This is a genomic window from Streptomyces sp. NBC_00572 (genome assembly GCF_026341815.1).
GTDB lineage: Bacteria > Actinomycetota > Actinomycetes > Streptomycetales > Streptomycetaceae > Streptomyces.
In genome coordinates, this window is the sequence record NZ_JAPENX010000002.1 from 113,673 (window position 1) to 125,477 (window position 11,805).

The 11,805-nt window shown below is 70.9% G+C and carries 8 protein-coding genes and 1 pseudogene; 5 read left to right on the forward strand and 4 right to left on the reverse strand.

From position 1 onward, the window contains the following. Positions 1-77: 77 nt before the first annotated feature. Positions 78-794, reverse strand: a pseudogene (locus OG514_RS32825) (ATP-binding cassette domain-containing protein); the annotation flags it as partial. A gap of 546 nt (positions 795-1,340) precedes the next feature. On the opposite strand from OG514_RS32825, the gene OG514_RS32830 reads away from it, so the two are divergent. Then, on the forward strand, positions 1,341-3,413 hold the full coding sequence (locus OG514_RS32830) for an RICIN domain-containing protein (protein ID WP_266901114.1): 2,073 nt from the start codon (positions 1,341-1,343) through the stop codon (positions 3,411-3,413). 169 nt (positions 3,414-3,582) lie between these two features. After that, positions 3,583-4,215, forward strand: a complete 633-nt coding sequence (locus OG514_RS32835) for a hypothetical protein (RefSeq protein ID WP_266901115.1) — start codon at positions 3,583-3,585, stop codon at positions 4,213-4,215. A gap of 190 nt (positions 4,216-4,405) precedes the next feature. Here the strand turns inward: OG514_RS32835 and OG514_RS32840 are convergent, their stop codons facing one another. Next, positions 4,406-5,296 (reverse strand): arginase family protein, encoded by an 891-nt coding sequence (locus OG514_RS32840; RefSeq protein WP_266901116.1) that lies wholly within the window; start codon positions 5,294-5,296, stop codon positions 4,406-4,408. Between the two features lie 88 nt (positions 5,297-5,384). Between OG514_RS32840 and OG514_RS32845 the strand changes: the two genes are divergently transcribed. Continuing rightward, positions 5,385-6,593 (forward strand): hypothetical protein, encoded by a 1,209-nt coding sequence (locus OG514_RS32845; protein WP_266901117.1) that lies wholly within the window; start codon positions 5,385-5,387, stop codon positions 6,591-6,593. Positions 6,594-6,806: 213 nt separating this feature from the next. Here OG514_RS32845 and OG514_RS32850 read toward each other — a convergent pair whose 3' ends face one another. Then, entirely contained in the window at positions 6,807-7,355 is a 549-nt protein-coding gene (locus OG514_RS32850; RefSeq protein ID WP_266901118.1) for a DUF1062 domain-containing protein, read from the reverse strand. Positions 7,356-7,700: 345 nt separating this feature from the next. On the opposite strand from OG514_RS32850, the gene OG514_RS32855 reads away from it, so the two are divergent. Then, positions 7,701-8,438: a hypothetical protein gene (locus tag OG514_RS32855; protein ID WP_266901119.1), complete on the forward strand. Its 738-nt coding sequence runs from the start codon at positions 7,701-7,703 to the stop codon at positions 8,436-8,438. 258 nt (positions 8,439-8,696) lie between these two features. Here the strand turns inward: OG514_RS32855 and OG514_RS32860 are convergent, their stop codons facing one another. Beyond that, complete coding sequence (locus tag OG514_RS32860) at positions 8,697-9,689, reverse strand: LacI family DNA-binding transcriptional regulator (RefSeq protein WP_266901120.1); 993 nt, start codon at positions 9,687-9,689, stop codon at positions 8,697-8,699. Between the two features lie 346 nt (positions 9,690-10,035). Here OG514_RS32860 and OG514_RS32865 point away from each other — a divergent pair, with 346 nt between their 5' ends. Further along, positions 10,036-11,766, forward strand: a complete 1,731-nt coding sequence (locus OG514_RS32865) for a discoidin domain-containing protein (RefSeq protein ID WP_266901121.1) — start codon at positions 10,036-10,038, stop codon at positions 11,764-11,766. Positions 11,767-11,805 lie beyond the last annotated feature (39 nt).

Here is an 11,805-nt window from a genome sequence, read left to right on the forward strand (position 1 = left end):
TGACCCTGGTCCCGCAGCCGGCGGATCAGGTCAAGCATGCGCGAGGTCTGTTCCACGGTGAGCGTGGCGGTCGGCTCGTCGAGAACGACCAGCTCAGGCCTGCCCAGCAGCGCCCGCGCGATGGCGACCGTTTGACGTTGGCTCAGGGTGAGAGCCTTCACGGGGGTTCGGATACCGGGAAGGCTGATGGCGAGTCGTTCGAACAGTGCAATGGACCGCTTCTCTATCTCGATCTGCCGCAGAACTCCGAACCTGCGCAGTTCGCGGCCGAGGTAGAGGTTGGCGACCACGTCCAGGCGGTCGACCAGCGACGGGTCTTGGTAGACGGTGGCGATGCCGAGCCGTTGGGCATCGGCGGGCCGGCGTAGCTCGACGGGAACGCCCTGCCACTCGATGGTCCCCCCATCCGGCGGGACCACCCCGGAAACCGCCTTGACCAGTGTGCTCTTGCCGGCTCCGCTGTCACCCACCAGACCGAGCACCTGCCCCCGGTCCACCTGGAGATCGACCGAGTCGAGAGCGACGACCCCGCCGAAGTGCTTGGTGATCCCGCGCAGGGACAAGAGCGGCCCCCTGGGCACTCCCCCACCTCCACCCTCTCCGCAGCCATCAGACGGCACCCGGCCGGCCGCCCGACCGGGCGAGCAAATCGAGGAGCCTGCAGCAAGGGTTGCCCACCCCCGCGCCTGCCTGGTGAACGGTGATGACGGGACACGCGAGAAGGCCCCGTTCGGCGGCACGTTCCATCCACCTCGTCCCACTCTCCAAGGGCGTCCTCGCTGTTCCTGTCGCACGTCCGGCTCATCACGCCGCTACCGCCGCGGTCGTCGCAAGCGCTCCGGCAGCCGGGTCAGGTGAACAACCGTCACCGCCTCCCCCATCGCGCCTGCGGGCGCACCACGTCGATGCCTTCGTCGTCGGCCGGGCCGGGAGCTGGGCAGGATCGAAAGCCGCGTGGGCCAGGTGATCACGGGTGGTGATCGAAGGGATTCGCGAGGTGAGAAATTAGGTGAATCCTTCACTGAATTCGCGTCAATAACCATCGGCGTTTATTTCAATTACATAACGTGATCACCGGAAAGGCCTGGACCAAGCCTCCCGAGCGAAGCCAACTACCCTTATTCTAAAGTTAATTGAGTGTTCATCAGATACGGAAGCGTAGGTAACGGAATGGATTCTTTGAGCACTCTCCCCTTTGTCCGAATTCTTCACCGGGAGGTTCTGACAGGCTTCCGCGCACCCAGTCTTCTGACCAAAGAGTTGAGGTGTGCATGTCTAGACATAGAAAGCCGAAGGAGAGTCAGGCACGCGGGGCACGGCCTCGCAGACCCTTCATAGGCGTGACCGCCGCGATGGCCATCGCGGCGGTCATAGCCGGGGGGATCGCCTACGGAGCGGGGCGCGCGGACTCGGGCAAGGCTCCGCTCGCCCGCCTAGAGACCCCCGTCACCGACATCGCGGAGATCGCCGACACCCCCGTTCCCGCCGCCGCGCCGGCCAGGAGCGTGGAGCCCGAGCCGATCCAGAAGAAGCCGACGAACCAGCCGGCCAAGGGCATGGTGTACGACGGGCTCAAGGTGGCCCCTGAGGGAGACCGCTGCGCGGGCGTCTACGCCACAGCCACCGGTTTGTGCACCCACGGCCCCGACGCGCCACCCAAGGGCGTCGACATCAAGAAGGACACTCCCCCCGCGGTCAAGTCCGTGACACCTGCGGCCGATCCCGCCAAGCCGGCCGCGCCGCAGCCCGCGCCCCGTAAGAGCCAGGGACCCTCGCGGGACACGCCCGCCGTCGACGCCCAGGGCCCGCGTACCCCGGCCGCCGGCGCGTCGCCGAGCCCCTCCACCGCCGCCGCTCCTGCCGCCACCGGGAGCACCACGGCCGCCGCGGGGCCCGCCGGGCAGACCGTCCAGTGCGACAGTGACGGCAGCTCCGGCAACCGGGTCCAGGTCGTCTACGTCCACGGCCCGGGACGCGACCGGTACTCCGAGTACCTCGCCTCCTTCCGCAAGTGGGCCGCCGACGCCGACCTCATCTACTCGGTCAGCGCCGAAGAGACCGGCGGCGTCCGCCACATCCGGTACGTGGCTGCCGCGGACTGCACGCCCACCGTCCTCAACATCGAACTCCCCGACTCCGCACTGGCCGAGTTCAGCGCCACCAACCGCGCGCTCGCCGCCAAGGGCCTCGACCGACGCGACCGCAAGTACATGATCTTCGCCGAAGCCCAGGTGTACTGCGGCATCGGCACCTTCGCCGGGGACGAGCGGCCGGGCCAGTCCAACCTGAGCAACTTCGGCCCCTCGTACGGGCGTACGGACAGCGGCTGCTGGGGTGGCCACACCGCGGCCCACGAACTCGGCCACAATCTGGGCGCGGTCAACAACAGCGCGCCCAACACCAGCCGGGGTGCCCACTGTACGGACGAGTGGGACGTGATGTGCTACTCGGACAGCCCGTACTACCCGCAGATGCGTAACGTCTGCACCAACCGGGCCTCCGAGAACATCCTCGACTGCAATCACGACGACTACTTCCACACCAGCCCGCGGGCCGGCAGCTATCTCGCCACGCACTGGAACATCGCCGACAACCAGTTCCTCATGCGGACCAAGGGCGGCGGAACCGGGCCGGACCCGACACCGAATCCCACACCCAGCCCGACATCCACCCCTACCCCCACCCGCACGCCCACACCCACGCCGACCGGGCCGCGGCCGGGCGCCGGACCGGACGTGACGGTCGGCCAGATCCAGGCGGACTCCGTCGTGGTGAGCTGGCCGCGGGTCAGCGGAGCGTCCTGGTACCAGGTACTCCTCGACGGCAGGCACCTGACCTGGGTCCAGGGCACCGCGCTGCGGATCTACAACCTGCGGCCGGGCACCTCGCACACCGCCGCCGTCTCCGTCCGCGACGGCCAGGGCCGTGACAGCGGACCGGGCCGCGCGACGAGCTTCCGTACCGCCGGAGCGGGCGGCACCACCACCCCCGGCACCCGCTATCTGCTCTCCAACGGCAGCACCGGGCTGAGCGCCCAGCTGTGGGGCGGCCGGAGCGCCGACGGCACGGTCCTGGTCGGTGCTCAGAGCAACGGGTACGAGCAGCAGCAGTGGTACTTCGACGACGCGGGAAGTGGTCTCGTACGCGTCCGGTCGGCGGCCTCCGCCAAGTGCCTGCAGCCCGGCGGCACGCCCGCCCCCGGCATGTGGGTGGCCCAGCAGCCCTGTGCCGCCGGTTCCTCTGCCCAGCAGTGGCGGATGACGGTCGCGAACGGCGCCGTCACGCTCACCGACCGGAGCGGGTCCTACGCCCTGACCGTCAGCAGCCGCCCGTACTACGGGTCCTGGCTGCTCGACCTCCAGCGCGTGGACGGACGACAGGCACAGATCTGGACGGCCCGCCCGGCCGGCTGAGCCGGCCCGAAGGTCGCATCCGCGTCGCTCGCGAGGGCGGGCCGCCGATCGGCGGCTCGCCCTCGCGAGCCCCCGCGCCTCGCGGGCGCCACGCTTCGTCAGCCCCAGCGGCGCAAGCCCACGCCCCGCAACCCACGCCTTCCCTCCAGCACCGGACCGGAGCACCGCCATGCACACCGCCACCCGAACCGCACGCGTCGTCACCGCAGCGCTCGGCCTCGGCCTCGGCCTCGCCGTGCCGCAGCCCGCCGCCGCACACGGCGACAACCTGGACGTGGTCATCACCGGTCACCGGGACGGCCACGTCCTGACCAAGGTGACCTGGGAGAACGACGGCGACGCCGTCGACGAGCAGGTCGCCGCCCTGGTCAGCGCTGTCAGCGCGGACGGCCGCCATACGGCGGGCCCTTGGAAACTCGTCCGCGGCGCCCGCCCGACCGACTGGACCACCACCGAAGCCCTGCCGACCGGCATCTGGAAGGTCACGGTGGCAGCCGGACAGCCCGCACTGGGGCACGCCGAGCGGCAGTTGACGGTTGCGGCGGTCCCCTCATCGCCCGGTGTCTCGTCGGTTCCGGGCGGGACCGCAGCCACCCCATCCACCCACACTCCTCCGGGGACGCAGGAGACGCCGTCGGCTCCCGAGGCTTCCCGGTCCACGTCGACGTCTCGCTCCGCGGCCGAAGACGTGGACGACCAGACCTGGGGTCCCTGGCTGACCACGGTCGGGCTCGCGGTCGCCTCACTCGCCGGAGCCGCCGCCGGGATCTGGATACGACGCAGGCGGGGAGGACGGCGCTGACGGCGGCCGGGTCGCCGCGCCATGCTCGAACCTGTCCGCTCGGAGCGCCTCCGGTGCTGAAGCAGATACGCTCGCCGCTCAGCCGAGGCGGCGCAGCAGTGCGGCGCAGCCGAGTGAAACCGGCGGCCGGCTCCTGCAGTCGCCAGTCGCCCATGGCCCCGGGCCGGCAGGGCTCCAGACCGCCAGAGCGCTAGACCGGCGGGCCCTCGACCGCCAGGGCCCGCCGCAGGCAGTCGGTCAGGCGGTCGGCGATCGTCCCGCCGGGGTCGAGCCGCGGGTTGAAGATCGTGACGTCGAACCCGACGGCACGCTCGTGACCCAGGGCCGTCCTCAGCACGTCCTCCAGTTCGGCCCAGCTCAGCCCGCCGGGCTGTCGGTAGTCGACGGCGGGCATGATCGCGTCGTCCAGGACGTCGACGTCGAGGTGGACCCAGTACCCCTCCCACTCGGCGATCCGGGTGACGGCGCCGCGCGCGGCCGCGGCCGCGCCGGCCGCGCGCACGTCGTCGAGGGCGAGGGCGTACAGCCGCGGCGGGAGCGGCCGGCTCCCCGCCGCGGCGGACTCGTCGGCGTCACGGAACCCGAACGCGACGACGTCCTCGTCCTGCACGAGCGGCCCCCGGCCCTCCAGGTCGGCGAGCGGCCGGGGCCCACGTCCGGTGGCCAAGGCGAGTTCCATCGACGCGACCTCGCCGGTGGGCTCGGCGGACGGCTGGTAGAAGTCCGTGTGTCCGTCGAGGAACAGCAGCCCGTACCGCCCCCTGCGCCGCAGAGCGAGCAGGTTCCCGAGCAGAATGCTGCAGTCGCCGCCCAGCACGACGGGAAAGCGCCCGGAGTCGAGCACCTCGCCGACGACGTCCGCCAGCTCTGCCGAGTACCGCGCGATGCCATCCGGGTTGAGCACCCCGGTCTCGACGTCCCTCACCGGGTCGTACGCGGGTGGTTCGACCCGCGCGACCCGCGCCACTCCGCCGAGCACGGCCTCCGGTAGCTCCTGGACCCCGGACGGCCGCAATCCGAGCACGGACGGCGCCTCGACGACGGCGAGGCCACGCTCGCCGGGCAGCGTAGGCAGCGTCATAAGTCCATGGTGTCCCCATCGGGCAGACCGTGCGCGCGTGCGTGAAATCCGCCTGCTCAGCGCGTTGACGGGGCAGTAGCATCCCCGGATGCGAAGCATCGAGGCTCTGATCCCTCAGGCCGGATTCGACGACACCGAAGGCCTGCGGGAGGTCGGCGCGGAGGAACTTGCCCGCTACGTGGCGGACCCCGGGCACCCGTGGTGGCGCCGTAGGCCGTGCGTGATCGCGCTGACCGGCCGGGTCCCCGAGCGGTACGTCCCCGGGCTGATCGCGCGCGTCCAGGACCCCGGGGACACCCCCGAGGTGCGCCGAGCCCTCCTCGACCTGCTCGCCGACCGGACGGAGCTGCTGCCCTGGCTGCGGCACGAGGACCGCACGTCCGACACCTCGTACGGCATGGGCGCGGCCTTCCTGAAGGCGCGGGGCCTGCTCGGCGACCGCTCGGCCGCGCGCGAACTGGCGACCCTCGCCGCCTCGCCGGGGCGGCGAGACCGCGACGCGGGCGATGCCGGTCTGGACGGGCTCGTGGACCGGTACGGAGCGGACGCGATCCTGGCGCAACTCGGCGAGGAGCGCCCCGAGGACCGGGAGTTCCGCGTCTGGATGCGGTACCGCGCCGACAAGGACGTGACCTACGCGCTCGCGGACCCGGACCGGCGGGTCGCGTACGCCGCGCAGTCGCTCGCGACCGGCGCGGACCGTCTCCGCGCCTACCTCGACGAGGCGCCGACGACGGAGGCGAAGGTCTGGGCTGCGTACGCGCTGTACGGCCTCACCGAGGACAGGGCCGAGGCCCGGGTGGTCTACGAACGTCTGGGACGCCCCAGGGTCGAGGTCGAGGGCCTGGACGAGGAACTCCGCCGTGCGATCGTGCACGAGTACGGTCTCTGTTGTCAGCGCACGAGCGACCCCCGGTGGCGCATCGAGGCCGTGTGCGCCGAGCCGCCCGCCCGCCCCGACGTGGAGGACCTGCTCCGCCGGGCGACGGCCGCCCTCACGGCGGCCGGCCTGGAGCCGAAGCCCCCGGTCTCCTGCGGTGAGGACAACCAGCAGGGGGACGGGACGTATTACGTGATCGAGGTCGGCGGGGAGCGGCTGCTGATCAGCACCCTCGGCCCGTTCGCGACCGCCGAGGAGGACGCTCCCGACACCGCCTGCCGTGCGCTCGAAGCAGCGGGCTTCCGCTGGATCGACGGGGAGACGGGCGCGATCCGGGTCACGGACCTCTGTGTCTACTACTTCGGCGGACGGAACTCCCTCACGGTCGACGCGCTGCTTTTCTACTGGCAGGACTAGGGGGTGTCTTGTCGATCAGGCCGGATCAGGGAGCGGCGTCTGGTGCCGTGCATCGCAAGGCGGAGGAGGGAGGCATGGCGGAGCCATGCCGACCGACGACAACGCGGCGAGGCGCGGTGCCAGACGCCGCGAGCCCGGCCTGATCGACAAGACACCCCCTAGGGTCTGTCCGGCGGCGGATGCTGCCGGACAGACCCTGGTCCCCTGGAGGGCTCAGCGCTTGAGCAGGAAGGTGAAGTCGCCGGAGAGCCGGCCGCTCAGCCGGGCCGCCGAGACGATCCTGTCCTCCGCGATCAGTCTCTTGACCTCGGCCCGTGACATACCGAAGCCTTCGGCGATCAGCCGGACCGGCCGTACGGGAATCCGGGCGGCGAAGCGGACCGAGACGTCGACGGCCTCGCCGACCAGGTGATCCGATCCGCCGGTGTCGAGGCGCCAGGCACCGTCCCAGTCGAGTGCGACGTGGTTGCGGCGCCGTAGGCCCGGATCCTGGAGCAACTCGGCTGCCAGACGCAGGTCGTTGTCGTGCATCCGGTCGAGCAGCTCAGGTCGTACGGAGCGGACGTTCGCCCGCTCCAGGACCGTGAGCTTCGCCGTCTCCCCGCAGGAGGTGCAGAGCACGAGGAGCCAGGCGTCGAGGAGCTTGTGGTTCGCGTTGACGCGGAACTTGCCGTTCGCCCGGAAGCGTTCGGATCCGCAGGTGTGGCAACGGCGGAGGACTGCAGGAAGGCAGGTGGGCATGACCACCCAGCTGTTGAGCACAGGAGTACACCGGTATCAGTTGGAAATCCGCAGCAAGAAGGAGCGCGGCGCGCAGGGCGCGACGCGCGACGATTCAGCGCTCGGGGGGTCTCAGACGGTGTACAACGGCCTGCCCTTGGCTCGACGACGTGGCTCGGCAGCACGGTACGGGCGCACGGTGCCGCCGTTCCACAGGTTTTCGCGGGGACGTACGGGCCCCGCTGCCGGCCCCGGACGCGGAGGGAGCCGAGGGTCAGGTCGGTGATCGACCTGTGTCCGGGCGCTCAGCGACCCGGCCGTCAAGGCAACTGCCTTGTCCCTACGGGGCCCCTTCCTCCGTTCATCCCCCTCGGAGACACTGACACCATGCCCGTCGTACTCCGCCGCCCCGCCGCCACCCTGGTCTGCGTGGCCGTCACTCTCTCCGCCACCGCCTGCAGTCCGCACCTGGGCGACCTGCCCCAAGCCGAGATTCTCGGCAGGGCGATCAGGGCGACGGAGTCGGCGAAGTCCGTGACCGTTCACACCGACGCACTCTCTTGGGGAACACCGATGAAGGGCCACCTCTCCCACGACAGCCGGGGGAACTGCACCGCCACGATGTCCTACGGCCCAGCGGGCACGGCCGAAATGATCATGATCGACAACAAGGACGTGTACCTGCGCCGGGACGAGGCGCTCCTGCGCATGCAGGAGCGACACCGTAGCCCGAAGGACCTGGAGGCCCTGATCGAGGACCTCAGGGGCCGCTGGACGAAGCCGCCCCTCGACGGCCCCGACGCCCCGGACGAACTGGCGCTCTGCGGAGGGAAGAGAACCCCCGGCGAGGAGAGAACCCCCACCGGTTTGGAGAACGGCTGGGACGACGCCTCCGCGAAGGCCGAGGCGACCACCATCGACGGGCAAAAGGCGCTGAAGCTGGCGAAACCGGTCGGCAGCGACGGCGAGACGACCACCGTCTACATCGCCGCGGAGGGCCCCCCGTATCTCCTGAAAATCGTCAACACGCGCGGCGAGATGCCGGGGACGACCACTTACTCGCGCTACAACAGGCCCGTCGAGGCAAAGGCCCCGCAGGCCAAGGACGTCGTCGTCACCGACTGATCATCAGAGGGCACGCCGGACCCCGCCAACCCCGACCTGCCACCGGAGACCCTGGAAACCCTCCTCACCGCCCCACGCACGGCGCAGCGCGCGGCGGCCAACCCGTCCCTCCCCGTGCGCCATATGAACGATCTCCTCGACCACTGCCTGAACCATGTCGCCACCCCGTCGACGGCAGCCCCGCCCTGTGAGACGACGCCTGGCGTGTGACGCGGTACCAGGGGGGCCTTCCGGCCTTCGGTCGTTCGCAGCAACTGGTCAGGTCGACTCGCGCACCACCAGCTCGTTCGGCATGATCACGGGTTCCCTGGGACCGCCTTCGATCAGTCCCAGCAGGAGCCGGACCGTCGCTCTGGCCTGGTCAGCCATGGGGCTGCGTACGGAGGTGAGTGCCGGAGTGGTGTACGAAGCGGCTTCGATGTCGTCGAAGCCGACGACGGCGACGTCCTCGGGGACCCGGCGGCCTGCCTCCCGCAGGGTGCGCAGGGCCCCGATCGCCATCAAGTCGTTGCTCGCGAAGACGGCGTCCAACGCGGGGTCGTCGTCGAGGAGTTGGCGCATGGCCTCGGCCCCGGAGGCCCTGGTGAAGTCGCCCAGCGCGACGATCGACCGGCGCCCGGTGTCGCGCAGCGCGTCCCGGTAGCCGTCGAGGCGCTCCCGGGACTCGTAGAGCTCCAGCGGTCCGGTGATGACGGCGATGCGGCGTCGGCCCCGCTCCAGCAGGTGCCGGACGGCCAGGGCCGCGCCGCTCGCGTTGTCCAGGCCCACGTACGGGACGTCCGGTGCGTTGGTGCGGTTGAACGAGGCCGTGGGCAGGCCCGTCCTGGCCAATGCCGCCGGCAGCGGGTCGGTGCCGTGCAGGGCGATCAGCATGACGCCGTCCACGTGCCCCCCGGCGACGTAGTGCTCGACTCTGGCCCGGCTGCGGTCGGACTCGGCCAGCATCAGTACGACCTGTTTGCCCGCGGCCTCCAGTTCCCGGCTCACGGCGCGCACGACGGTGGCGAACAGGGGATCGTCGGAGACGACGCCCTGCGGGGGGTCGGAGACGACCACGGCCACGGCGTCGGTCCTGCGCGTCACCAGGTTCCGGGCGGCGGCGTTGGGCACGTATCCGAGTTCGCGCACGGCCCGCATGACGACGTCGCGGATCTCCGGCGCCACTGTCGCCTCGCCGTTGACGACGCGGGAGACGCTCGACTTGGACACCCCCGCGCGCGCGGCGACCACTTCCAGCGTGGGTCGTTTCATCCCAGTCCGTTTCGGTCGGCGGTGCCCAGGGTCTTTCGGGGAGCGTTTTCTGATGAGGATGGCGTCCGAGCGACACCCATGTCAACGCCCACACGGAGGAGGGCTGTTGCGCGGGGGCTGGGTGATCGACCGCTGGACGCAACGGAGTTCTTTGCCCTGGCAGGGCCCGTTCCGGACCGCCAGGAAGTCGCATGACGGGCCGTCGAGAAACCGTTCCATCGTGCGACGCGGCGGAGTTCGCGCCGTTTCCAGCGTGTGAACGAAGCCCTTGACAGCCGTTGCGGACCGGCCCATTCTCACCCCTCAGGGAGCGCTCCCCCGACTTCCCCCCTCCTGAGGAGCCGCTGTGCGTCCACTGTTCCGCCGCCTCGGTTTATTCGTCGCCGTCGCGGCCACCCTGCTCAGCTTCACCGCACTTCCCGACCCACCCGCCCAGGCCGCCGCCGTCTGCGGCAGCGCGGACGCCGCGCGCGGCAGACCCGCCACCGCGTCCAGCACCGAGGGCCCGTTCGGTGCGCAGAACGCCGTCGACGGCGATCCCCGCACCCGCTGGTCCAGCGAGTTCTCCGACCCCCAGTGGATCCAGATCGACCTCGGCTCCGCGAAGAACGTCTGCGGCGTGGGGCTGGCCTGGGAGGCCGCGTACGGCAAGGCCTTTCGGATCCAGGTGTCGAACGACGCCGCCACCTGGACCACGGTCCACGAGACGACCACCGGTACCGGCGGCACCCAGGATCTGACCGTCGCGGGAACCGGCCGCTACGTCCGGCTCGCCGCGACCCAGCGCGGCACCGCCTACGGCTACTCGCTGTGGTCCTTCACCGTGCGGACCGCCGAAGGCGACCCACCCGGCGGCGGGGACACCCTCCTGTCGTACGGCCGGCCGGGCGCGGCCTCCTCCTCCCAGGCCGACTCCAACTGCTGGGAGTGCACACCGGCCCGGGCGTTCGACCGCGACCCCGCCTCCCGCTGGGCCACCAGCCCGACCACGGGCTGGAGCGACCCCGGCTGGATCTCCGTGGACCTGGGCGCCACCGCCCAGATCCACAAGGTCGTCCTCCAGTGGGACCCGGCATACGCCAAGTCCTTCCAGATCCAGGTCTCCCCGAACGGGACCGACTGGACCCCGATCTACTCGACCACCACGGGCACCGGCTTCAAGCAGACCCTGTCCGTCTCCGGCACCGGTCGCCACGTCCGGATGTACGGGACCGAACGCGCCACCGCCTACGGCTACTCCCTGTGGGAGTTCCAGGTGTACGGCACCGGTGGCGCGCCCATCCCCGCCCCGCCGCTCCCGGCCGATCCCGCGAACCCGCCGCGGCTCGTGTGGAGCGACGAGTTCGACGGCGCCGTCGGCGCCCGGCCCGACCCCGCGAAGTGGCGGGCAGACCCGGGCACCGGCCAGAACGCCGAACTGCAGTACTACACCGACCACCGCAACGCCGCCCTGGACGGAGCCGGCCACCTCGTCATGGAGGCGCGCAAGGAGGCGACCCCGGGCCAGGGGTGCCCGCCCGACCCGCTGACCGGCAGCACCACCTGCCAGTACACCTCGGCCCGGATGAACACGGGCGCCACCTTCCAGTTCACCTACGGACGGGTCGAGGCCCGCGTCAAGGTGCCCAAGGGCAACGGACTGTGGCCCGCCTTCTGGATGATGGGCGGCGACTTCCTGACGGGTCGGCCGTGGCCGTACAACGGGGAGATCGACATCTTGGAGATCCTCGGCAAGGACGTGAAGACGGCCTACTCCACCGTCCACGCCCCCGCCTACAACGGCGGCGGCGGGATCGGCGCGCCGTACCGGCTGCCCCAGGACGCGGACTTCTCCGACGACTTCCACACGTGGACGGCGGACTGGAGCAGCAAGGGGATCGTCTACAGCCTCGACGGGCGGACCGTCCTCACGCTCGACAAGGAACAGATCGAGCAGAGCCGCGGTCCGTGGATCTTCGACCACCCGCACTACATGATCCTGAACCTCGCGGTCGGCGGCGACTGGCCCGGCCCGACCGACGCCACGACGCCGTTCCCGTCGAAGATGCTCGTCGACTACGTGCGCGTCTACCAGTAGCCGACCCCTCCGCCCCGCACCCCACGTCCGTAAGGAAGT